Source organism: Rhodovulum adriaticum (genome assembly GCF_004345735.1).
GTDB classification, from domain to species: domain Bacteria; phylum Pseudomonadota; class Alphaproteobacteria; order Rhodobacterales; family Rhodobacteraceae; genus Rhodovulum; species Rhodovulum adriaticum.
This window is the reverse complement of record NZ_SLXL01000001.1, coordinates 313,955-336,987: the sequence shown is the minus strand read 5'-3', so window position 1 is coordinate 336,987 and position 23,033 is coordinate 313,955. Positions and strand designations below refer to the sequence as shown.

Here is a 23,033-nt window from a genome sequence, read left to right as displayed (position 1 = left end):
CGTCGTTCGATCCACGATATAGCCGGGGGCGAAGGAAGGAAAACGCCTGCGATGATCTTCGGGATCGAACCCATGCTGTTTGCGGCCGCCGTGGCCGTGGCCCTGTTCGCAGGTTTTGTGAAGGGGGCGGTGGGCTTTGCCCTGCCGATGATCCTGATTTCCGGGCTGTCCACCTTTCTGACCGCCGAGCTGGCGCTGGCGGGGCTGATCCTGGCAACGCTGCTGCTGAACGTGGCGCAGGCGTTCCGGCAGGGGGTGGCGGCGGCCTGGGGATCGGTGAAACGGTATTGGCGGCTGATCGCCTGCGTGATGCTGGCCATCGTGGTCAGCGCGCCGCTAGTTACGGTGCTGCCCGACCGGGTGATGTACCTGCTGCTGGGGGTGCCGATCGCGGCCTTCACGCTTAGCCAGTTGCTGGGACGGCAGTTGATCCTGCCCGCCCGCAGCCGCGCCCGGGCCGAGGTGGCAACCGGCCTGGTCGGCGGGTTCTTCGGCGGGATTTCGGGGGTCTGGGGGCCACCGGTGATCGCCTATCTGCTCAGCTTCAACACCGAAAAGATCGAGATGGTCCGCGTGCAGGGCGTGGTGTTCCTGATCGGGGCGGTGATGCTGGTGGGGGCGCATCTGGGGTCCGGCGTGCTGAACGCGCAGACCCTGCCGTTTTCCGCCGCGCTGGTGCTGCCCGCGGCGTTGGGCATGGCGGCCGGGGTGCGGGTACAGGACCGCGTGCATCCCGACCGGTTCCGCAAGCTGACGCTGGTGATTCTGACCATCGCCGCGCTGAACCTGGTGCGGCGCGGGCTGATGGGATAGCCCGCGCCTGCGCCTGTATCAGACCAGCGTCCACAGCTGGAACAGCAGCCCGACGGTGAACGCGCCCGACAGCGACAGCGCCAGGTACAGCAGGAACACCGGCGGCCGCACCAGCGCCCAGACCGCAATCGCCGCGGGCAGCGAGGTGACGCCACCGGCCACCAGAAAGGCCATGCCGGCGCCGGGCGACATGCCCTGACCGATCAGCCCGCCCACCAGCGGCAACGCCGCGTAGCCGTTCAGATAGGCCGGAACGCCAACCAGGGTGCCCAGGGCGATCGGGGCCAGCCCGTTGCCACCCAGCAGGCCGGTCACGCTTTCGGCCGGGATATAGGCCAGCATCAGGCTTTCGATCACGAAGGCCAGGCTCAGCCATTTGGCCAGGAACAGGGTGACGCTGAGCGCCTCGCGCCGGAACTTCACGCGCCGTTCCGCCACCGCCCAGAAGCGCCAGACAACCGGTTGCGGATCGCGCACCTTGCGCCCGCCGCAGCCGCCATTGCCGATGCCGGGGCGCAGCGGATCGGTCAGGTTCCCGGCCCGCCCCAGCAGGTGCACGGTCCAGCCGCCGAACAGGCCCAGCCCGATGGCGGCCAGCGTCTTGGCCGCGGCGAATTCCAGGCCCAGAACCCCCGTGGTCAGCGCGAACATGGACGGGTCCATGATCGGCGAGGCCAGCCAGAACGCCATCACCGCCGACAGCGGAACGCCCATCGCCAGCAGCGCGGCGATCAGGGGAATCACCCCGCAAGAGCAAAAGGGCGACAGCCCACCCGCCAGCGCCGCCAGCAGGATCATCACCGCCGGCGCCCCGGTAAAGGCGCGCGCGATCAGGTTGTCGGCGCCGGTGGCCACCGCATAGGCGGCCAGCGCGATTGACAGCAGCAGGTAGGGCGCGGTGTGGGCCAGTTGCCCCAGGGCAAAGCGCAGGCTGTCCAGCGCCTGCCCTGCATCGACGACCAGCAGCGCGGCCAGGATCGCCAGCACCGCCAGCCACACCCGCTGATCGCGCCACAGCCCCCGCAGGATCGCCGCCGGGCGCGCGGGGGAAAGGGTCGTGTCGGTCATTTCCATATCTCCGGAATAGTCGTTGTTTCGGGGTAAAAAACTCAGGCCGCGTCGTCGCGCGGGGTGCAGGTGATGCCGGTGCAGCATTCCTCGGTCAGGAAGGCCAGCAGCCCATGCATCGCCGGGTAATCGACACTGTTGAACACCTCGCGCCCCTGTTTCGTCTGCAGGACCAGCCCGGCCTCGACCAGGGTGGACAGGTGATGGGCCAGGGTCGAGGGCGCCAGGCCCAGGTGCTGGCCGATATCGCCCACGCGCAGCCCGTCCGGGCCGGCCTTTACCAACAGGCGAAAGATCGACAGGCGGGCATCGTGGCCAAGGGCGGCCAGGGCGCGGGCATTGGGGCTGATGAGTGTCATGCGGCCAACATAACTAGAAATCCGGTTATGTCGATTCTTTTCTCGCAGGCGGAAAAGAAATGGCCCGGGCGCGAACGCCCGGGCCGGTCTTGGTCACGGTAGTTGGGAAAGGGAAACCGGGATCAGCCTTTGACGAATTCCGGGTAGGCTTCCATGCCCAGTTCGGTCACGTCCAGGCCGTTGACCTCTTCTTCTTCGCCGACCCGCAGGCCGATCACGGCCTTGATGATCAGGAAGCAGACCAGGCTGACGACGAAGACGAAGGCGCCGATCGCGGCAAAGCCGATGATCTGGGTGATGTAGCTGGCACCGTCGTTCGACCAGGCAACGATGAACGTGCCCCAGAAACCGGCGACCAGGTGCACCGGGATGGCACCGACCACGTCGTCGATCTTCAGCTTGTCCAGCAGCGGCACGGTGTAGACCACGATCGCCCCACCGATGGCACCGATGATGGTCGCCTCGGTCAGCGAGGGCATCAGCGGTTCGGCGGTGATGGACACCAGGCCGGCCAGGGCGCCGTTCAGCACCATGGTCAGGTCGACCTTGCCATAGGTCAGCTGCGTCAGGATCAGGGCAGCGATCGCACCACCGGCCGCGGCCGTGTTGGTGTTGGCAAAGATGCGGCTGACATCGGTCACGTCACCCACGGTGCCCATGGCCAGCTGCGAACCGCCGTTGAAGCCGAACCAGCCCAGCCACAGGATGAACGTACCCAGGGTGGCGAGCGCCAGGTTCGAACCCGGGATCGGGTGAACCGAGCCGTCCTTGCCGAACTTGCCCTTACGCGCACCCAGCACGATGGCACCGGCCAGCGCGGCGAAACCACCCGCGGCGTGCACCAGCGTCGAGCCGGCGAAGTCGGAGAAGCCCATCTCGGACAGCCAGCCGCCGCCCCACTGCCAGGAGGCCTCGATCGGGTAGATGAAGCCGGTCAGGATGACGACGAACAGCAGGAAGGGCCACAGCTTGATGCGCTCGGCCAGGGTGCCCGACACGATCGAGGCAGTGGTGGCGCAGAACATCAGCTGGAAGAAGAAGTCCGACCCGACAGACGCATAGTCGAGCGAGGCGTCCGCGGCGCCCAGGCCCACGGGTTCCAGCGAGGTGACCGAGAAGATCGGGCCCATGACGCCGCCGATCCACCAGTCGCCGGGGTACATCAGGTTGAAGCCGACCAGATAGTACATGACACCGGCAATCGAGAAGAGGCCGATATTCTTGGTCAGCTGCATGCTGACGTTCTTGGAGCGGACAAGGCCGGCCTCCAGCATGGCAAAGCCGGCGGCCATCCACATGACCAGGAAGCCGCCGATCAGGAACAGCAGCGTCGTCATGATATAGGGGCCGATCTCGTCGAAGCCCGGCGCGGCCGCCTCCTGGGCCAGGCCCAGCGCGGGAACCAGCGTCGCCGCCGCCGCGAGAGGAAGAAGTTTCGTCAGTTTCATCTGTCTTCTAGTCCTTTGCTTGAGGATCGTCGCGGGGTCAGATCGCGTCTTCGTCGGTCTCGCCCGTACGCACGCGCACGGCCTGGTTCACGTCGAGCACGAAGATCTTGCCGTCGCCGATCTTGTCGGTCTTGGCGGTCTTGGCGATCGTCTCGACGACTTGGTCGGCCATGGCAGCGGCCACGACGATTTCCAGCTTGACCTTGGGAACGAAATTCACGGCGTATTCCGCGCCGCGGTAGATTTCCGTGTGGCCGGACTGCGAGCCGAAGCCCTTGATCTCGGTCACCATCATGCCGCGCACGCCGATGGCGGTCAGGGCTTCCCGGACCTCCTCCAGCTTGAACGGCTTGATTGCAGCAATGATGAGTTTCACGTCTCAACCCTCTTCCGGTTTTGGCAGGTGCCCCTGCGGGATGTCACAGCGGCAGCCAAGCGGGTCGCGGCGGGCGGACTCAAGGAAACGCAGGCAGGAGGGGTGCCGGTTTGCCGGGCGAAATGCACAATTTTTGCACAATAGAATAACTCTGACTAAATTTTGTGCGAAGTTGGAAAAGGGAATCGCGGCGCCCGCGGAACTCCACAATTCCGCCGGGCCGGGCTATGGTGCGCGCAAGACCAGCAAAGGCAGCAGGCACAGACATGAGCAGCAAGGGCCGGAAAAGACCCCCCCTGGTGGCGGAGCGGCGCTATCCCAAAAAGGCCAAGGCCACGCCGCGGCGCAAACCCGCCCCCACGCGCAAGCGCAAGCCCGCGCGGCGCCGCCCCACCCGTGGTGGTAACCCGGTCCTGCGGCTTTTCCGGTCGCTGTTCGGCTGGCTTTTCGGCCTGTTGTGGCGGCTTTTTTCGCGGTTGGCCCTGGTCGGCGCGCTGATCGTGGCGCTGGCGGTGGGCTATATCTACACAACGCTGCCGCCGATGACGGCGCTGCTGGACGGGCGCACGCGCGGATCGGTCACTCTGCTGGACCGGGACGGGCAGGTCTTTGCCTGGCGCGGCGAACAGTTCGGGGGACAGATCACCGCCAATACCGTGGCCCCGATGCTGAAACACGCCGTCATCGCCACCGAGGACAAGCGGTTCTATCGCCATCTGGGCATCAGCCCGCGCGGTATTGCCGGGGCCATCCGCATCAACCTGTCAGAGGGGCGCGGGCCGTTGTCGGGCCATGGCGGATCCACCATCACCCAGCAGACGGCGAAACTGTTGTGTCTGGGCGTGGCCTATGACCCCGACCTGTGGGACAGCGAGGCCGATTACGAGGCCGACTGCCGCCGCACGACCCTGTGGCGCAAGGCCAAGGAGGCCGTGTTCGCCCTGGCGATGGAGGCGAAATATTCCAAGGATGAGATCCTGACGATCTATCTGAACCGCGCCTATCTGGGCGCGGGCGCCCGCGGGTTCGAGGCCGCCGCACAGCGCTATTTCGGCAAATCCGCCAACCGCGTGTCCACCGCCGAGGCGGCGATGCTGGCCGGGCTGCTGAAGGCGCCCACGACCTATGCGCCGACCAACAACCTGCAACGCTCGCGCGACCGGGCGAACCTGATTATCGGCCTGATGGAGGATCAGGGCTATCTGACCGCAGCGCAGGCCGCACAGGCGCGCGCCAACCCCGCGCAACTGTCAGAGGCCGCCGAATCACGCTCGGGCGGGTATTTCGCCGACTGGCTGATGAGCAGGGGGCCGGACTTCCTGACGCGTGACACGACAGAGGATGTCATCATCCGCACGACCTTTGATCCCGCGATCCAGGCCGCGGCCGAGGAGGCGGTGCGCTATATCTTTCAGGAAAAGGTGCGCGAGGGGTCCAAGGCCGAAACCGCGGTGGTCGTGATGTCCGCCGACGGCGCGGTGCGCGCGATGGTGGGCGGGCGCAAGACGGCGATCGGGGGCTTCAACCGGGCGACCATGGCGCGGCGGCAGACCGGGTCGGCGTTCAAGCCCTTTGTCTATGCCGCAGCGCTGGACCTGGGCTATTCGCCCAATGCCACCGTTGTGGATGAGCCGATCACCATCGACGTGCCCGGCTCTGGCCCCTATTCGCCCGAAAACTACGACCGCAAGTTCCACGGCCGCGTGACCCTGACAGAGGCGCTGCGCCATTCCTACAACATCCCCGCGGTGAAGGTGTCCGAATCGGTGGGGCGGGAAAACGTGCGCCGCATCGCCGCCGATTTCGGGCTGGACAGCGATCTGGCACTGGGGCCTGCGCTGGCGTTGGGCGCCTCGGAATCCACGCTGATAGAGATGACCGGCGCCTATGCCGGTATCCTGAACGGCGGGTCCAGCGTGACGCCCTATGGTCTGCTGGAGTTGCGGCTGAAAGGGGACGACACCGCCCTGATGGGCCAAGAGGGCGGCATGGGCGAACGGGTGATTTCCCGCGATGCCGCGCAGTCGCTGGTCTACATGATGCACCAGGTGGTGGAGGCCGGGACCGGCCGGCGCGCGCAATTGCCCGGATGGCAGGTTGCGGGCAAGACCGGCACCACCTCTGCGGCGCGGGATGCGTGGTTCCTGGGCTTTACCGCCGATTACGTGGCCGGGGTCTGGATGGGCTATGACGACAACACGCCGCTCACTGGCGTGACCGGCAGCGGTCTGCCGGCCGAGATCTGGCACGAAACCATGGCGCGGGTGCATGACGGCCTGCCGCCGCGCCCCCTGCCGCTGCTGGTTCCGCAGGATCGGCCGGACATGCCCCAGCCGCAGGATGCCCCCCGGCGCGACACCCGCCCGGGCGCGCGCGGCGGGCCCAGCGGCGATGCCGTGGCCGAACGTATCCTGGACGAGATTCTGGGGATATTTGGTGCGGGGCGGAACTGACGTCCGCCGCCCCGCCTAGCCCATCTTGCGCAGATCGGCGGTCAGTGCGTCGATATTGCCCCGGCGCTGATCCAGCATCGCGCCGATTTCCGTGCGTTCCGAGGCCAGCATGTTCACGCCTTCGACGAAGATATTGAAGAACAGGTTGCGACCAGAGCGGTCGGACACCAGAAAGATGACCTCCAGCGGTTCGCGCCCGCGCAGATAGGCCACCGTCCGCACCTCGAAGAAGTTCTTGTAGGGGCGGGCCTGCTGCACCTTGATTTCGCCCCCGATGAATTCGCGAAAGCGGCGCCCGTACTTGCGCGAGATGTAGCCGCTGAACGCATCGGTAAAGGCGGCGATCTGGCCCCCGCTGGCCGTGCGCGCCGCCGCCCCCAGGGCAGAACGCGCGATGATCGGAACGTCGCCGTAGCGGGCAAAGATCCGCTCGAACTCGCGCAGCATCTGCGCCTCGCTCCGGCCGGAATTGATGACCTGATTGATGTCGGACACCACCTGGTCGATCAGGGCTGCGGCCTGTTGTGTCGTCAGGGCATGGGTGGGGCCGGTCAGGGCCAGGCTGGCACCGGCGGCCAGGCTGGCGGCCAGGAAGCTGCGGCGAGAGGCGCTGCTATTGCTCATAAGGGTCCTCGTAGGGGTCCGTGTAAGGGTCTGCATAAGGATCGGCATAGGGGTCCGCATACGGATCCTCATATGGGTCTTCATAGGGGCTGGCGTAAGGGTCGTCGTAGTCGGGCACCGCGCCGCGCCGCAGATCGTGACGCCGCTTTTGCAGGTAACTGAGCCGGGCGATGGCATAGCTGTCGGCGCTGCCGTACAGCAAATCGTCCACCAGACCGGCATAGGTGAACCGGTCGTTGAAGCGCGAGAACAGCCGCGCGCCGCGGGCAATCCGCGCCTCGTCCCCGTCCAGCACCGATTCGAGCGGGTTGATCACGATATCGACCGCCATCCCGAACGCATCACGCTCGGTCGAGGGGCCAAGCAGGGGCAGTTCCAGATAGGCGCCCTCCTCAAAACCCCAGACATGCAGCGTTTCGCCGAAATCGGTGTCGATCTCGGGGGCGCCCATCGGGGTGGCCGGGTCGAACAGCCCGCCAACCCCAAGCGTCGTGTTCACGAAGAACCGGGTGCCGTTTTCCATCGCGTCGCCGATGCGGAATTGCAGCAAGTTGTTCAATACCTTGCCCGGCAGCGACAGGTTCGAGGCAAAGTTGCCCACCCCCTCGCGCAGGGGGGCGGGCAGGCCGGTTCCGTAGCCCTGGGACAGGGGTTTCAGCACCGCCTCGTCCACGCGCTTGTTGAAATCGTGGATGGCGCGGTTCGTGGGTTCGTAGGGATCGTTGAATTCCGTCGTGCCGTCATGGGGCGCACAGGCGGTCAGCGCCGCCAAACAGGCCGCAGCGCAAAGACGAAACGAAAGGTGTCGCAGACCGAAGGTCCCCACTGGAAAATCCATGCTCTTCAGAAACGCTTGGCCAAGGGAAGCACGCCATGCCCGCGATCACAAGGGCCGGCCCCCTGACCTGGTTGCGGCGGCGGGGCATTTTGCGGTTTCGCGCGCGTCGCGGCGGGGGTAGCCTCGCGCTGACCCGAAACGGATGGAGTGCGACATGCAAGGAACTTATGAGGCCCGCCTGGCCGAACTGGGCGTGACCCTGCCCGATGCCCCGGCGCCCGCGGCGAACTATGTGCCCTATGTGGTTTCGGGCGACCTGGTCTTTGTGTCGGGCCAGATTTCGATGGCCGACGGCGCCTTCATCACCGGCAAGCTGGGCGCGGACATGGATGTCGCGGCGGGTGCCGCCGCCGCGCGGACCTGCGCCATCGGCCTGCTGGCCCAGGTCAAGGCGGCCTGCGGCGGCGATCTGGACCGGCTGGTGCGGGTGGTGAAACTGACCGGCTTCGTCAACTCGACCGCCGATTTCGGCGATCAGCCCAAGGTGGTCAACGGCTGTTCCGACTTCCTGGTTGAGGCCTTGGGCGAGGCCGGTCGGCATTCGCGCTCTGCCGTTAGTGCGGCATCGCTGCCCTTCGGCGTCGCGGTAGAGATCGAGGGGATCTTCGAAATCCGATGAGCGGTCTGCCCCCGTCCTTTCTGCGCGCGCCCATCGCGCACCGGGCGCTGCATGACCGCGCGGCGGGTCGGCCCGAAAACTCGCTAGAGGCGATTCGCGCTGCGGTGGCGGCGGGCTATGGGATCGAACTGGATATCCAGCCCTCTGCCGATGGCGTGCCGATGGTCGTGCATGACTACGACCTGAAGCGGCTGACCGGCGAAACCGGCCCGGTGCGGGGGCGTTCGGCGCGCGAATTGCAGGGGTTGCGGCTGCTGGGGGGCGAAACCGGCATCCCCACGCTGGCCGATGTGCTGGCCGATGTCGCGGGCCGCGTCCCCCTGCTGGTGGAGATCAAGGACCAGGACGGCGCGATGGGCCGTGACGTGGGGCCGCTGGAACGCGCGGTGGCGCGGGTGCTGGCGGGCTATGACGGCGATGTGGCGGTCATGTCGTTCAACCCGCACGCCATCGCCGAACTGGCAGAGGCCGCGCCGGACATTCCGCGCGGCTTGACCACCTGCGCTTATGAGGCGTTCCGCTGGCCCGGCCTGCACGGTCCGGTGCGCGACGTGCTGCGGAGTATTCCCGATTACGACCGGGTGGGGGCGTGTTTCGTTTCGCATCGCTGGTCGGACTTGGCCCGGCCCCGCGTGCGCGACCTGCGCGATGCGGGCGCCGCGATCCTATGCTGGACGGTCAAAAATGCCGGCGACGAACGCATCGCCCGCGCCGTGGCCCATAACATCACGTTCGAGGGGTATGCCGCCGCCCATCCCGCTTGACCCGCGCCCCGCGCGGCCCAAGTCGTGAAACATGCAGGATGCGGGCAAGATCGCCGACCCGGTCGAGATCGAGGTGCTGTCGTCGCTGTCGCAGATCGCGGCGGCGGATTGGGATGCCTGCGCCTGCCCCGAGGTCGCCCAGGGTGGGCCGCCCGACGATCCTTTTACCACCCACCGTTTCCTGAAGGCGCTGGAGGATAGCGGCTCTGTCGGGGTCGGCACGGGATGGGAACCCCATTACCTGACCGCCCGGCAGGGGGGTGTTCTGATCGGCGTTGCGCCGCTTTACGCCAAATCCCACAGCCAGGGCGAATACATCTTCGATCACGGCTGGGCGGATGCCTATGAACGCGCAGGCGGGCGGTATTACCCCAAGCTACAGATCGCTGTGCCCTTTACCCCCGTCACTGGGCGGCGTCTGCTGGTCCGTCCGGGCCATGAAACCGCCGGGCAGGCCGCACTGGTGCAGGGGGCGGTGCAACTGGCCGCCGAAAACGGCCTGTCCTCGCTGCATGTTACGTTCTGCACCGGGGAAGAGGCCCGCGCAGGCGCGCGGATGGGTCTGCTGCCCCGCGCCAGCCAGCAATTTCACTGGGAAAACCGCGGCTACGCGGATTTCGACGGCTTTCTGGCCGATCTGTCCTCGCGCAAGCGCAAGAACATCCGCAAGGAAAGCACGACCGCCCAGGCCTTTGGCGGCACGATCCGGCAAGTAACGGGCGCCGCGATCACGCCCGCCCATTGGGACGCGATGTGGCAGTTTTATCAGGATACCGGGCGGCGCAAATGGGGCGTGTCCTACCTGACGCGGGCGTTTTTCGACATCGCGGCCGAGGTGCTGGCCGATGACATCCTGATGGTGATGGCCGAACGCGACGGTGTGCCGGTGGCAGGCGCGCTGAACGTGATCGGGCGGCGCAGGCTGTATGGCCGCTACTGGGGCTGCCTTGAGGATCACCCCTGCCTGCATTTTGAATGCTGCTATTATCAGGCCATCGACTACGCCATCGAACATGGATTGGAGACAGTAGAGGCCGGCGCCCAAGGCACGCACAAGCTGGCGCGCGGTTATCTGCCGGTGCAGACCTATTCGCTGCACTGGCTGGCCGATCCCGGCCTGCGTGCGGCGGTGGACCGTTTCCTGCACGCCGAACGCGATGCGGTGGACCAGGAAATAGAAGTGCTGACCGATTACGGCCCGTTTCGCAAAACCCAGGTGGAGGACTACGAATGACCGACAAGCTGACCGCGGCCGAACGCGCAACCCATCTGACTCCCCTGCTGGACAAGGGCTGGGCGCCGGTAGAGCGCGCGGATGCCATCGCGCGAACGTATGTGTTCGACGATTTCGTGCACGCCTTCGGCTTTATGACCCGTGTCGCGCTGGAGGCCGAGAAGATGGACCACCACCCCGAATGGCGAAACGTCTACGCCACCGTAGAGGTGACGCTGACCACCCATGATGCCGGCGGGCTGACGATGAAGGACATCGCCCTTGCCCGCCGGATGGAGGCCCTGGTCTGAACCTTACAGCGCGTCCAGCAGCGCCTCACCGGCCGAGATGGTGCATTCGCCGGGGCTGCCCTCGACGTTCAGCACCTTGACCGTGCCGTCGTCCACCAGCATCGCGTAGCGCTGCGAACGGTCGATCAGGCCCACCGGCGGCGCGGTGAAATCCAACCCCAACGCCTTGGTAAAGGTGCTTTCGGGATCGGCCAGCATGGTGATGCCCGCGGTGGTGGCGCCGGTCGCCTCGCCCCAGGCGCCCATCACGAAGGGGTCGTTGACGGAGACGCAGATCACCTCGTCCACACCCTTGGCGCGCAGGTCGTCATGCGCGCGGATGAAACTGGGCACATGCGCCGAATGGCAGGTGGGCGTATAGGCGCCGGGCACGGCAAAGATCACCACCTTGCGGCCCTTGATCCGTTCGCAAAGGTTCACCTGTTCCGGTCCCTCGGCCCCCATGTGAACAAGCGTTGCGTCGGGCAGCGTGTCGCCGGTCGAAATGGTCATGGTCTTCTCTCCCTGTTGATTGCCATTCTTTCCCCGCCTCAGATAGGGTGCGCGCAACTTCGAACCAATGGGGAAGCGGCAGATGTCCCATATCGTCATCATCGGGGCCGGGCAGGCCGGGGCGGCGCTGGCCGCGAAATTGCGCGCCCTGGAATTCACCGGGGCCATCACCATGATCGGCGAGGAACCCGTTGCCCCCTATCAGCGCCCGCCCCTGTCCAAGAAATACCTGCTGGGCGAGATGCCGCTGGACCGGCTGTATCTGCGCCCCCCGGAATTCTACGCCGAAAACGGGATCGACCTGCGCCTGTCGGAAACGGCGGTGTCCATCGACCGGGCCGATCGCCAGGTGATCGCGGGCGGGCAGGCGATTGCCTATGACCAACTGGCCCTGACCACCGGCGCGGTGCCGCGCCGCCTGCCCGGCGCCATCGGCGGGGAACTGGCGGGCGTGCACGTCGTGCGCACGCTGGCCGATGTGGATGGCATGGCCCCGGAATTCGCACCGGGCCGCCGGGTACTGGTGCTGGGCGGCGGCTATGTCGGGCTGGAGGCCGCGGCGGTTGCCGCGCAGCGGGGGATGCAGGTCACGCTGTTGCAGCATTCCGAACGGGTGCTGCGCCGGATCGCCTGTCCCGAGACCTCGGCCTATTTCGCCGACCTGCACCGCGCCCACGGGGTGGACCTGCGCGAAAACACCCAGATCGCCGCGCTGCGCGGCGCGGACCGGGTGGAACAGGCAGAGCTGACCGACGGCACCACGATGCCGGTGGACATGGTGATCGTGGGCATCGGCGTAACGCCCGCCACGGCCCTGGCCCAGGCCGCGGGTCTGACTGTTGACGATGGCATTGCCGTGGACGCGATGGGCCGTACCTCGGACCCGGTGATCTGGGCGGCGGGCGATTGCACCAGTTTCCCGTTCCGGGGTGCGCGCGTCCGGCTGGAAAGCGTGCAGAATGCCATCGACCAGGCCGAGGCGGTTGCCGCGAACATGCTGGGTGCCGACACCCCCTATGATCCCACCCCGTGGTTCTGGTCGGATCAGTATGACGTGAAACTGCAAATCGCGGGGCTGAACACCGGCTATGACCGCGTCGTGGTCCGCCCGGGCGAACGCGCGGGCAGCCTCAGCCACTGGTATTACGCGGGCGATATGCTGCTGGCCGTGGACGCGATGAACGACCCGCGCGCCTATATGGTCGCCAAGCGGATGATCGAGGCCGGACGCTCGCCCGATCCTGCGCGGGTGGCCGACCCGGCCACGGACCTCAAGGCATTGATGAGCGCGTGAGGATCATCGCGGGCAAACACCGGGGGCTGACCCTGGCCGCCGTCGGCAAGGGGGACAAGGGCGCGCATCTGCGCCCCACCACCGACCGGGTGCGCGAAAGCCTGTTCAACCTGATCCTGAACGGCGGCTATGGCGACCCGGTGACCGGCGCGCGGGTGCTGGACCTGTTCGCGGGCACTGGCGCGCTGGGGCTGGAGGCGCTGTCGCGCGGCGCGGCGCATGTGACCTTTGCCGAAAGCGGCGGCAAGGGCGCGGCGCTGATCCGCGAGAATGTCGCGAAATGCCGGGCCGAGGATACGACCCGCCTGATCCGCCGCGACGCGACGAAGCTGGGGCCGAACCCGGACGCGCCCTTTGATCTGGTGTTTCTGGACCCGCCCTATGGCAAGGGGCTGGGCGAACGTGCGCTGGCCGCCGCGCTGGCAGGGGGCTGGATCGCGCCCGACGCCCTGATCGTATGGGAGGAGGGCAGCCCCGTCACCCCGCCCGAGGGGCTGCGCCCGTTGGATGCCCGCCGCTATGGCGACACCCATGTCGCGATCCTTGCGCGTGACTAGCCTGCGCCCCATCTGATCGCCATGGCCCCCATCGCCCCAGAAACCGATGCCGCGCTGATCGCCGCCGCCCGCGCCTATTTCGCCGAACGCCGGGCGCGGGTGCCCGGTTTCGTGCGGGCGCAATTCGGGCTGCGCGGCACGTTGCGCCTGCATCGTCACGCCCTGGGCTGGGACATCCTGCGCGCGCCGGTGAACGTGATGCTGTCGCCGGTGCTGATCCTGGCCCGGCTGTCGGGGTGGGCCGCGGGCCAGCTGGGCGCCCGGCGGGTGGCGGGCTGGTTGCTGTCGCGGCGGGTGCTGCTGCCGACAGCGGTGGCCAAGGCGACCGAACGGGCCATAATGGTGGATCTGCTGGAGCTGCCCTGGGACGGACCCGGCGCGCCGGGCACCGGCGATGCGCTGGCCCGTGCGATGCTGGCCCAGCCCCGGCTGGCCGTGCTGGTGGCGGATCGGGCCGGGGCCGGGGCGGCCAGTGCTCGCGCGCTGGCCGATTACGGCGGCACCCGGTCGGCGGTGGCCGAGATGACCACCGCCCTGGGCACGATCGGGGCGGGTGCGCTGGCGTTTCAGTCGCTGACGCCGGGAATGGTGTCCTTTGCCCCCGGGCTGGCGGCGGTGGTGGCGCATCAGGCGGCGGTTGCGGCGTTTCCCTTGGGCGGGTTGATGGGGTCCGCCTGGTACGGGATGTTCCCGGTGGCGGTGTCGCCCTGGCTGACCGGGGCGCTGACCGCCGGGCTGTTGGCGTTCGGCGCGCTGATGGCGGCCTTTGCGGGCGTGGTGGCCGACCCGGTGCAGACAGCCCTGGGCATTCACCGCCGCCGCCTGAACCGGCTGATCGACACGATGGAGGATGCCTTTACCGGCGACGGTCGGCGCAGTTTCGCCGCGCGCGAGCATTACCTTGCCCGCCTGCTGGACCTGTCGGATGCGGGGATGGCGGCGATCCGGATGCTGACGCCCTGACCGCTCAGCCGGGCGGCGCCCAGGTCTCGATCGCCTCGACGGCCTCGGCGGCGGTTTCGACATAGCGGAACAGGTCCAGGTCCGCGCGCGATATGGTGCCCGCCTCTGCCAGCGCGTCCCAGTTTATCAGCCGGTCCCAGAAATTCCGCCCGAACAGCAGAAAGGGAACCGGGTCCATCCGCCGGGTCTGGATCAGGGTCAGCGCCTCGAACATCTCGTCCAGGGTGCCGAAACCGCCGGGAAAGATCGCAATCGCCGCCGCGCGCATCAAAAAGTGCATCTTGCGGATGCCGAAATAGTGGAAGTTGAAGCACAGGTCGGGCGTGACGTAATCGTTGGGCCGCTGTTCATGGGGCAGCACGATGTTCAGCCCGATGGACACGCCGCCCGCATCTGCCGCGCCGCGATTGCCTGCCTCCATCACGCCCGGCCCGCCGCCGGTGACGATGACATGGGACAGCCCGTTGCCCTGCTGTCCCTTCAGCGTCATCAACCGGGCGAATTCGCGCGCCTCGTCGTAATAGCGCGACAGGTCCGCCAGGGTTTCGGTCCTGGCCTTGTGGCGTTCGCTGGGCTGGGGGATGCGCGCCCCGCCGAACAGGACCACCGTGCTTTCGATGCCGTATTCGCGCATGCCAAGGTCGGGCTTCATCAGCTCCAGCTGCAGGCGCACGCCGCGCATTTCGTCCCGGCACAGGAAATCGGGATCGGCATAGGCCAGCCGATAGGCCGGGGCGCGGGTCTGCGGGGTGTCGGGAATGCTGCGCGCGACCTCGACATCCTGCCGTGCGTCGGGAAACCCGCGCTTGCCGTCGTCCGCCATGGGCCTGCCTCCCGCGATTGCGCCAGTGCGTTCTTGCGTCTATAGCCTTCGGGCCAAGCACACCAGATACCTTGCCCCGGAGGAAACCCCATGTCGAACGCCCAGCTGGAAACCGCCATCGAAGCCGCCTGGGAGGCGCGCGACACGATCACCCCGACCACCGGGGGCGAAACCCGCGAGGCGATCGAGGCCACGCTGAACGCGCTGGACGCCGGCACCCTGCGGGTCGCGGAAAAGCTGGAAAACGGCGATTGGCACGTCAACCAGTGGGCGAAAAAGGCGGTTTTGCTGGGCTTTCGCCTGAAGGATATGGAACAGCAGGACGGCGGCCCACAGGGCGGCCACTGGTGGGACAAGGTCGACAGCAAGTTCAAGGGCTGGGGCGATGCGGAATGGCGCGAGGCCGGGTTCCGCGCGGTGCCCAACTGCGTGGTGCGCCGCTCTGCCTATATCGCGCCGGGCGTGGTGCTGATGCCGTCCTTCGTCAACCTGGGCGCCTATGTGGATGAGGGCACGATGGTCGACACCTGGGCGACGGTGGGATCGTGCGCGCAGATCGGCAAGGGCGTGCACCTGTCGGGCGGCGTCGGCATCGGCGGCGTGCTGGAACCGATGCAGGCCGGCCCCACCATCATCGAGGATAACTGCTTCATCGGGGCCCGGTCCGAGGTGGTCGAGGGCTGCATCGTGCGCGAAGGCTCGGTCCTGGGGATGGGCGTGTTCATCGGCAAATCGACCAAGATCGTGGACCGCGAAACCGGCGAAGTCATGTATGGCGAGGTGCCGCCCTATTCGGTCGTCGTGTCCGGGTCGATGCCGTCCAAGGGCGGCGTGAACCTGTATTGCGCGGTGATCGTCAAACGGGTGGACGCGCAAACCCGGTCGAAAACCGGCATCAACGAATTGCTGCGGGACTGAGGCGCGGCCCTCAGATCCCCATTACCGAGCGGACCTCGTGCGCCCTGACATCGGGGCGCGCGGGCGGTCCATAACCGTCGCCCGTCACCGCGTCGATTTCCGGGAAGAGGGTCAGCAGTTCGTCGCGGATGTCCTGCTCCAGCGCGGCCATGGTCTGCGGGCCGGGGTGATAGCTTTCGGTAGGCAGGCCATTCGACCACAGGATTTCGTGACGGTCGAACAGCAGGTGGAAATATTCCACCTCTGCGCCCGAGCGATCCAGGTGCACGCCGTCATGGCCGATCAGGTGCTTGGCCCGAACCAGCGCCTCGGGCGTGTTCAGGTCCAGGTCCAGTTGCCAGCGCGGGTTGCGGATCATGACGCGGTGCTGTTGCGACACGCACAGCGCGTCATGTTGCCCAAAGGTGTTGGCCGCGATATGCACCGGGGCCATCGCGCCCGTCCCGGCAATCCGGCGCCGCCCGATCCAGCGGATCGGCTGCATGCCGTGATCCAGGGTGATGACGCGGTCGCCGACCTGCAACGTTTCGACCGGCACCTCGCCCTCGGCGGTCAGGATGCGGGTGCCGCGGGTAAAACAGGGCACCGTGGTGACGGTGACAAAGGCCACGTCGCTGTTCCCGGCGTCGTCCTCTACCGTGTAGGTAAAGACGTTCTCGCCCTCTTCGTCGTCGCCGGTGATGGTCAGCGTGCCGTCGGCGTTGACCAGGATCACCTCGCCGGTGCTCAGGGTGACCTCGCTGCCGGCGACCACGTCCTGGCCGTTGATCTGGGTGATGGTCAGCGTGCCGCCGGCCTGGGAATCGTCGTTGGACAGAACGTCCAGCACGACATCCTTGCCGATCAGTGTCTCGACCTCATCGTCCTGGGCGACCAGCGCGCACTGGACCGAGTCCCCCGCGATCAGCAGGTTGGAATCGTAGATCCGGTCGCCCGCGTCGGCGATGCCGATCTTGATGGTGTTTTCCTGCCCCGCGGTCACCGGCGCCTTCAGCGTCAGGGTGATGGTCAGGCCGTCCATTTCCGTGTTGTAGGGGTCGGTGTCCTGGGGGTTGTCGACGTACAGGTTGCTGTTCGAGTCAGGATTCACGTTGTTGATCGTGATGTCGCCGGTGCCCACCGTCAGTTCGGCCTGAACGCCGTTGACCCAGATCGCGCAGGCGTCGTTGAACTGGGTGCCGACATATTCCAGATATTCCTCGGAGGAGAAGACGATCTGCATCGTCAGCTCGTTCCCCTCGGGAACGAAAGTCGCCTCCAGCACGGCGGCATCGTAGGTCTGGAACCCCGAAACCGCGGTCAGATCGCTGTCGCCATCGGTATACATCTTGCTGGACGTATCCGAATCCTGGTTGGCCGTGCCGTAGCTGTTGGTGAAATCCTCTGCCTCGCCGGTGGACAGGATCACGCCGCTATCGGACGGCACCACCCCGGGCGCCGTCGTCTGCCCGTCCGAATAGATGCCCGACGCCAGGTCCGCCCCGGTATAGGTCGCCCCGGTCACCGTGACGCCAGAGCCGAAGATCGCCTCGGCCATGTCCAGCGCCGTGGCATTCGTGTCGATGTTCAGTTCCGAAGCGGCTACCATTACTCAAAATCCTTGTGCGGCTATATGTTCCGGCATGTCCCGGAAAACCGTGAACGGTATTGGCCATCCCTATCGTGATTCGCTAAACGGAAATTACCTATCCAAACGGGTAGGAATGCGGCGATTTGGGGGATTGTTGCGCAGGCTTGGACACGAAACGGCCGCAATCACCAGAATTCGCAGGGATTGAGGTCCCGAGCAAAACAAAAGGAGCAGCGCCATGGCCGGCCCATCCCGAAAGGCCCATTCGGTTTATACCTTGTTGGTCGAGGTCGGGCGCAAACCCGATGACGGGTTGCCCGACGGTGCCACCGGCGCGGGGCTGATCTGTTACGCCAGCGGCGTGGACGAGGCCGAGGCGGTGCGCGAAACCGTGGCCGTGCTGAAACAGGCGGGGTTGGCGCCGCTGGATGTCACCGGGCACGGCACCGCCGCCGAACGCCGCGACGCCGGGCACGAGATCGGCGACGACGAACTGGCCCTGATGGACCGGGCGCTGGCGGAAAACGCGGTGATCGTCGCGCAGATGGAGCCGTTCTTCGACGCGGACTAACGGGCCAGCAGCGCGGTGTGCAGCGAGGCCATCTCGTAATCGACCAGCCGCCTGCGGGCGGGCGCGGGATGCAGCGGCAGGGTTTCGGGGGGCTGCATGCCCAGACAGGTCGTGGCCAGCAGGTCCGGCACGTCGCGCAACTGCCCGATGAACAGGCTTTCGACCGGGCAGCCGGCGGCCTCCAGAATCTCGTGCCGCTCCAGCAGGACCTGATGCACGCGCAAGACGCCCGGGCCGGAACGGCGCAGGGCATGGGGGCCGGGGCACAGGCCCTGCGCATCGACCAGCACTTCCTCGACCCCGAACAGGTATTCAACCTCTGCGCCGCCGATCATCACGCCCTGGTCTGGGGTGACCAAGATATCGCGGCGCAGGCCCAGATAGGGCGCCAACAGTTGCACCGCGACCGCCCCGCCCGCGGCGGGCAGGTCGCGCGTGACGCTGCGCCAGACCGGCACCGGGCCGTGGTCGCGGGTCTGAACCAGATCGCCGGGGCACAGCGCCTCGACCGCGACGGGGCCGCCGGGGGTCAGCAAGGGGGTGCCGGTGGCCAGTGTCGGACGCAGGCCCACGGGTTGCACCGTGTCGGCCACGGCCAGGCAATCCACGCCGGGATGCAGGCAGATGCCCGCGGCCCCGGTGCATAACCGTTCGACATCCGCGCGCAGCAGGGGCAGGGGATCGGGCAGGGCCTTTTGCACCAGGACGCCGTGGGTGCATTCCTCTAGCGACAACAGGCCGGTCCCGCGCGCCAAGTCCCAGGTCAGGGTCAAACGGATGCGCCCGGACAGATGCCCGCCGCCGCGGTCCAGCGTGACCTGATAACGCCGCGCGCCCCAGCGATGCGCCAGCACCACATGGCTGCCCGCGGTGATCTGGATTGACAGGTGACGCGGCCGCGCGCCTGGCACATGCAGCAACAGCAGCGTGCCCTCGTGCAGATGGGCGCGGCCCAGTTCGGCCTCCAGCGACAGGCTGCCCCGGTGCAGCAGGCTGTCCCCCTCTGCCGGTGCGGCGGGGAACGGGGACCAGGTGCCCGCGTCCGGGCGCGTGGGATCGGTGACGATGGACCAGGTCATGCCCACCCCCGGGCGCCGCGGGGCGCCGCCGTTTCCGATCTGTCGCGCGTCTTGCGCATGCCGCCCCTGCTGCTGCCCCGTTTCGCGCGCCGATCATTGCCCAAAAGCGGGAGGAGTTTAAAGGCCGCTCAGGATGCCGGACCGACCGGGCCGCTGGAAAGGTCGCGCCTGTCACCCGCCCGCCGGCCGCCGCGTTGCGCGGCCGAAAGGGGGGGCGCGGCCGGTTGCCCGGCCCGGTTTGCGGCAATGCACCGCCGCCGGTCCCCGTGGCGAAGGGGGCAGCCCGCCGTTGCAGCCTTTGGGCGCGCGGGCTATCGCTGGGGGCAGACCTGACAAAGGAACCGCGCCATGACCCAGCCCACCGATCCCGTCGCCCTGACCGCAGAGCTGGTCCGCTGCCCGTCCGTCACCCCGACAGAGGGCGGCGCGCTGCGCCTGCTTGAAACCCGGCTGGCCGCTGCGGGCTTTACCTGCCAGCGGGTGGATCGCGGCGGCGTGGCCAACCTGTTCGCCCGCTGGGGGGCGCATGGCCATCCCGATACGTTCGGCTTTAACGGGCATACGGATGTGGTGCCCGCAGGCGACACCGCCGCCTGGACGCACGATCCCTTTGGTGCGGCGCAACAGGGCGGCTGGTTGTGGGGGCGCGGGGCGGTGGACATGAAATCCGGCGTGGCGGCCTTCGTCGCGGCGGCGATCGACTTCGTTTCCGAAACGCCCCCGGACGGGGCCATCGTGCTGACCATCACCGGCGACGAAGAGGGCGACGCGATCGACGGCACCACCGCGCTGCTGGACTGGATGGCCGATCAGGGCGAACGCATGTCGGTCTGTCTGGTGGGCGAACCCACCAGCCGCGACACCCTGGGCGACATGATGAAGATCGGGCGGCGCGGCTCCATCACGGCCTATTTCACCGCCCACGGGGTGCAGGGCCACGCCGCCTATCCCCATGCTGCGCAGAACCCGATCCCGGCGCTGGCACGGCTGGTGGAACGGCTGTCGGCCTATCCCCTGGATGAGGGCACGCGCCATTTCGACCCCTCTACCCTGGCGGTGACGACCTTCGATACCGGCAACCCCGCGAACAACGTGATCCCCGGCATCTGCCGGGCGACGGTCAATATCCGTTTTAACGAGGTGCACACCGCCGACAGCCTGACCGAGTGGTTGCGGGCCGAGGCCGACAAGGTAACGGACGAAACCGGCATCCGGTTCGACATGGACACGCGGGTTTCCGGCGAAAGCTTTCTGACCCCGCCCGGCGCGCTGTCGGACATGGTCGCCCGCGCGGTCGAGGCAGAGACAGGCCGGCACCCGGCGATGTCCACCTCGGGCGGGACATCGGATGCGCGCTTCGTCAAGGATCATTGTCCGGTGGTCGAATTCGGGCTGGTGGGCCGCACCATGCACCAGGTGGACGAGCGGGTGGAGATTGCCCAGATCGACACGCTGAAACGGATCTACGCCCGGATTCTGGCCGACTATTTCGGCTGAGGAAACGGGCCGGCGGTGTTGCGGCGCGACACGCCATGGCCGCCAGATGTCGCCCCTGGCTGCCATCCGCATCGCTTTCCGGCTGACGAAACCGGCCGCGCGTGATACCCCGTGCCCATGGCCCGTATCCCCTCCAAATCCGAACTGCTCGACTGGATCGCCGACAATCCCGGCAAGACCGCCAAGCGCGACATCGCCAAGGCGTTCGGCATCAAGGGTGCCGAGCGGATCGACCTGAAACGCCTGCTGAAAGAGCTGGAGGCCGAGGGCCACCTGGAAAAACGGCGCAAGACCTATCGCGACCCCGACAAGCTGCCCCCGGTCACGGTGTTGCAGGTGCTGGCCCCCAACGATCAGGGCGATCTGTTCGCCAAGCCGCTGGAATGGCATGGCGAGGGCGCCGCGCCGCGGGTGCTGTTCATGGCCCGTGCCTCGGACCCCGCCCTGGGCGAGGGCGACCGCATCCTGGCCAAGCTGCAAGAGGTCCGCGCCGAGGATCACGCCTACGAGGCCCGACTGATCCGCAAGATCGGCGCCAACCCCAAGCGCATCCTGGGCATCTTCCGCAAGGGAACCGAGGGCGGGCGGATCGTGCCCATCGACAAGGGCGCGGACAAGGAATGGACCGTTGGCCGCGACGCCACCCACGGCGCCAAGGATGGCGAGTTGGTCGAGGCCGAACAGGCCGGGCCGCGCGGCCGTATGGGCCTGCCCAAGGCGCGCATCGTGGAACGGCTGGGCGACCCCACCGCACCCAAGGCCGTAAGCCTGATCGCGATCCACCAGCATGGCATCCCCGACGAATTCCCCGACGCCGTGATCGCCGAGGCCGACCGCGCCAAACCTGCGGGCCTGGGCGAGCGCGAGGATTTGCGCCACCTGCCGCTGGTCACCATCGACCCGGCAGATGCCCGCGACCGCGACGACGCGGTGCTGGCGATCCCCGATGACGACCCGAAAAACGAGGGCGGGTTTTTGCTGTGGGTGGCGATTGCCGACGTGGCCCATTACGTGCGCCCCGGCAGCGCGCTGGACCGCGAGGCGCGCAAGCGCGGCAATTCCAGCTACTTCCCCGACCGGGTGGTGCCGATGCTGCCCGACCGTCTGTCGGGCGATCTGTGTTCGCTGCATGAGGATGTGCCGCGTGCCTGCCTGGCCGTGCGGATGAAGATTGACGCCCATGGCCGCAAGCTGTCCCACCGCTTTACCCGCGGGCTGATGCAATCCTCTGCCGCCTTTACCTATCAAGAGGTGCAAGCGGCGCAGGACGGCGCCCCGAACGACCACACCGCGCCCCTGCTGGAACAGGTGATTCACCCGCTGTTCGCCGCCTATGCCGCGCTGACCCGCGCGCGCGAGGCACGCCAGCCGCTGGATCTGGACCTGCCCGAACGGCGCATCGTGCTGACCGAGGACGGGCATGTGGAATCGGTAAAATTCCGCGACCGGCTGGACGCCCATCGGCTGATCGAGGAATTCATGGTGCTGGCCAACGTGGCTGCGGCCGAGGAACTGACCCGCCTGCGCCGCCCGCTGCTGTTCCGCGCGCACGAAGAACCCAGCCCCGAAAAACTGGATGCCCTGCGCGAGGTGGCCGCCGCCTCTGGCTTTACCCTGGCCAAGGGGCAGGTGTTGCAGACCCGGCACCTGAACGACCTGCTGGACCAGGCGATGGGCAGCGAGTTTTCGGAACTCATCAACCTGTCCACCCTGCGATCCATGACGCAGGCCTATTACACGCCCGAACATATCGGCCATTTCGGGCTGGCGCTGCGCCACTACGCCCATTTCACCTCGCCCATTCGCCGCTATGCCGACCTGATCGTGCACCGCGCGCTGATTACCGCCCATGGCTGGGGCAAGGACGGGTTGTCGCCCACCGATATAGACGAGCTGGAAGCGACCGCCGAACATATCAGCGACACCGAGCGGCGGTCGATGGCGGCTGAACGCGACACAACCGACCGTTACCTTGCCGCCTATCTGTCGGAAAGGGTGGGCAATGAATTCGAGGGCCGGATTTCCGGCATCGCCCGGTTCGGCGTTTTCGTCACGCTGGATGAAACCGGCGCCGACGGGCTGATCCCGATCCGCGAACTGGGCAACGAGTATTTCCATTTCGACCGCGAGGCGCAGACCCTGATGGGGGCCGATTCGGGGCTGGAAATCGGCATCGGCCAACGCGTCACCGTACGCCTGGCCGAGGCGGTGCCGGTCACCGGCGGGCTGACGCTGGAACTGCTGGCGCTGGACGACAAGGCCCTGCCCAAGGGGGGGCGGCGGTCGGGCGGCAAGCCGCCGAAACGCAAGCTGGCCCGCGCCAAGGGCAAGGCCAGGGCGACCAAGGCGAAACGCAAGGTCACGCGCACCCGCCGCTAGGCGG

23 protein-coding genes are annotated in these 23,033 nt (G+C 67.3%); 13 read left to right on the top strand and 10 right to left on the bottom strand.

The features are described from left to right. Positions 1-51: 51 nt before the first annotated feature. Positions 52-813 carry a sulfite exporter TauE/SafE family protein gene (locus EV656_RS01490; protein ID WP_132598733.1) on the top strand — a complete coding sequence of 254 codons (762 nt, stop codon included), beginning with the start codon at positions 52-54 and terminating at the stop codon, positions 811-813. Positions 814-831: 18 nt separating this feature from the next. Here the strand turns inward: EV656_RS01490 and EV656_RS01485 are convergent, their stop codons facing one another. The 4 genes from EV656_RS01485 to EV656_RS01470 form a co-directional block, all read right to left on the bottom strand. Beyond that, a complete protein-coding gene (locus EV656_RS01485) occupies positions 832-1,881 on the bottom strand; it encodes a permease (RefSeq protein WP_200276545.1) in 1,050 nt (349 codons plus the stop codon). A gap of 41 nt (positions 1,882-1,922) precedes the next feature. Beyond that, entirely contained in the window at positions 1,923-2,240 is a 318-nt protein-coding gene (locus EV656_RS01480; RefSeq protein WP_132598729.1) for an ArsR/SmtB family transcription factor, read from the bottom strand. Positions 2,241-2,362: 122 nt separating this feature from the next. After that, positions 2,363-3,688: an ammonium transporter gene (locus EV656_RS01475; RefSeq protein ID WP_132598727.1), complete on the bottom strand. Its 1,326-nt coding sequence runs from the start codon at positions 3,686-3,688 to the stop codon at positions 2,363-2,365. A gap of 37 nt (positions 3,689-3,725) precedes the next feature. Then, positions 3,726-4,064 (bottom strand): P-II family nitrogen regulator, encoded by a 339-nt coding sequence (locus EV656_RS01470; RefSeq protein ID WP_132598725.1) that lies wholly within the window; start codon positions 4,062-4,064, stop codon positions 3,726-3,728. A gap of 266 nt (positions 4,065-4,330) precedes the next feature. Between EV656_RS01470 and EV656_RS01465 the strand changes: the two genes are divergently transcribed. Then, positions 4,331-6,517 carry a transglycosylase domain-containing protein gene (locus EV656_RS01465; RefSeq protein WP_132598723.1) on the top strand — a complete coding sequence of 729 codons (2,187 nt, stop codon included), beginning with the start codon at positions 4,331-4,333 and terminating at the stop codon, positions 6,515-6,517. 15 nt (positions 6,518-6,532) lie between these two features. On the opposite strand, the gene EV656_RS01460 is transcribed toward EV656_RS01465, so the two are convergent. Both EV656_RS01460 and EV656_RS01455 read right to left on the bottom strand, forming a co-directional pair. Then, positions 6,533-7,141, bottom strand: a complete 609-nt coding sequence (locus EV656_RS01460; RefSeq protein ID WP_132598721.1) for an MlaC/ttg2D family ABC transporter substrate-binding protein — start codon at positions 7,139-7,141, stop codon at positions 6,533-6,535. After that, positions 7,131-7,913, bottom strand: a complete 783-nt coding sequence (locus EV656_RS01455) for an MlaA family lipoprotein (protein WP_242469006.1) — start codon at positions 7,911-7,913, stop codon at positions 7,131-7,133. Before EV656_RS01455 ends, EV656_RS01460 begins: the two co-directional genes overlap by 11 nt. Positions 7,914-8,133: 220 nt before the next feature. On the opposite strand from EV656_RS01455, the gene EV656_RS01450 reads away from it, so the two are divergent. From EV656_RS01450 to EV656_RS01435, 4 genes are read left to right on the top strand one after another with little or no spacing between them, the layout of a single operon-like run. Beyond that, positions 8,134-8,598 carry a RidA family protein gene (locus EV656_RS01450; RefSeq protein ID WP_132598717.1) on the top strand — a complete coding sequence of 155 codons (465 nt, stop codon included), beginning with the start codon at positions 8,134-8,136 and terminating at the stop codon, positions 8,596-8,598. Further along, entirely contained in the window at positions 8,595-9,362 is a 768-nt protein-coding gene (locus EV656_RS01445; protein ID WP_132598715.1) for a glycerophosphodiester phosphodiesterase family protein, read from the top strand. The genes EV656_RS01450 and EV656_RS01445 overlap by 4 nt, the downstream gene beginning before the upstream one ends. Before the next feature lie 31 nt (positions 9,363-9,393). After that, positions 9,394-10,596 (top strand): GNAT family N-acetyltransferase, encoded by a 1,203-nt coding sequence (locus EV656_RS01440; RefSeq protein ID WP_132598713.1) that lies wholly within the window; start codon positions 9,394-9,396, stop codon positions 10,594-10,596. Beyond that, positions 10,593-10,886: a 4a-hydroxytetrahydrobiopterin dehydratase gene (locus EV656_RS01435; RefSeq protein WP_132598711.1), complete on the top strand. Its 294-nt coding sequence runs from the start codon at positions 10,593-10,595 to the stop codon at positions 10,884-10,886. The genes EV656_RS01440 and EV656_RS01435 overlap by 4 nt, the downstream gene beginning before the upstream one ends. Positions 10,887-10,889: 3 nt before the next feature. On the opposite strand, the gene EV656_RS01430 is transcribed toward EV656_RS01435, so the two are convergent. Further along, the gene (locus EV656_RS01430; protein WP_132598709.1) at positions 10,890-11,378 is read right to left on the bottom strand and encodes a peroxiredoxin; all 489 of its coding nucleotides are present in this window, start codon (positions 11,376-11,378) and stop codon (positions 10,890-10,892) included. 82 nt (positions 11,379-11,460) lie between these two features. On the opposite strand from EV656_RS01430, the gene EV656_RS01425 reads away from it, so the two are divergent. From EV656_RS01425 to EV656_RS01415, 3 genes are read left to right on the top strand one after another with little or no spacing between them, the layout of a single operon-like run. Next, complete coding sequence (locus EV656_RS01425; RefSeq protein WP_132598707.1) at positions 11,461-12,672, top strand: NAD(P)/FAD-dependent oxidoreductase; 1,212 nt, start codon at positions 11,461-11,463, stop codon at positions 12,670-12,672. After that, the gene (gene rsmD, locus EV656_RS01420; RefSeq protein ID WP_132598705.1) at positions 12,669-13,229 is read left to right on the top strand and encodes a 16S rRNA (guanine(966)-N(2))-methyltransferase RsmD; all 561 of its coding nucleotides are present in this window, start codon (positions 12,669-12,671) and stop codon (positions 13,227-13,229) included. The genes EV656_RS01425 and rsmD overlap by 4 nt, the downstream gene beginning before the upstream one ends. 21 nt (positions 13,230-13,250) lie before the next feature. Next, positions 13,251-14,192, top strand: a complete 942-nt coding sequence (locus EV656_RS01415; protein ID WP_207287053.1) for a DUF6635 family protein — start codon at positions 13,251-13,253, stop codon at positions 14,190-14,192. Positions 14,193-14,196: 4 nt separating this feature from the next. Here EV656_RS01415 and EV656_RS01410 read toward each other — a convergent pair whose 3' ends face one another. Further along, a complete protein-coding gene (locus EV656_RS01410; protein ID WP_132598703.1) occupies positions 14,197-15,015 on the bottom strand; it encodes an LOG family protein in 819 nt (272 codons plus the stop codon). Between the two features lie 90 nt (positions 15,016-15,105). On the opposite strand from EV656_RS01410, the gene dapD reads away from it, so the two are divergent. Beyond that, complete coding sequence (dapD, locus tag EV656_RS01405) at positions 15,106-15,933, top strand: 2,3,4,5-tetrahydropyridine-2,6-dicarboxylate N-succinyltransferase (protein WP_132598701.1); 828 nt, start codon at positions 15,106-15,108, stop codon at positions 15,931-15,933. A gap of 10 nt (positions 15,934-15,943) precedes the next feature. Here dapD and EV656_RS01400 read toward each other — a convergent pair whose 3' ends face one another. Beyond that, entirely contained in the window at positions 15,944-17,521 is a 1,578-nt protein-coding gene (locus EV656_RS01400) for a choice-of-anchor L domain-containing protein (protein WP_132598699.1), read from the bottom strand. A gap of 220 nt (positions 17,522-17,741) precedes the next feature. Between EV656_RS01400 and EV656_RS01395 the strand changes: the two genes are divergently transcribed. Further along, complete coding sequence (locus tag EV656_RS01395) at positions 17,742-18,074, top strand: hypothetical protein (protein WP_132598697.1); 333 nt, start codon at positions 17,742-17,744, stop codon at positions 18,072-18,074. Here EV656_RS01395 and EV656_RS01390 read toward each other — a convergent pair. Further along, a complete protein-coding gene (locus EV656_RS01390) occupies positions 18,071-19,153 on the bottom strand; it encodes a Hint domain-containing protein (protein WP_132598695.1) in 1,083 nt (360 codons plus the stop codon). The genes EV656_RS01395 and EV656_RS01390 overlap by 4 nt on opposite strands. A gap of 348 nt (positions 19,154-19,501) precedes the next feature. On the opposite strand from EV656_RS01390, the gene dapE reads away from it, so the two are divergent. Both dapE and rnr read left to right on the top strand, forming a co-directional pair. After that, complete coding sequence (gene dapE / locus EV656_RS01385; protein WP_132598693.1) at positions 19,502-20,650, top strand: succinyl-diaminopimelate desuccinylase; 1,149 nt, start codon at positions 19,502-19,504, stop codon at positions 20,648-20,650. Between the two features lie 117 nt (positions 20,651-20,767). Further along, complete coding sequence (rnr, locus tag EV656_RS01380; protein WP_132598691.1) at positions 20,768-23,029, top strand: ribonuclease R; 2,262 nt, start codon at positions 20,768-20,770, stop codon at positions 23,027-23,029. Positions 23,030-23,033 lie beyond the last annotated feature (4 nt).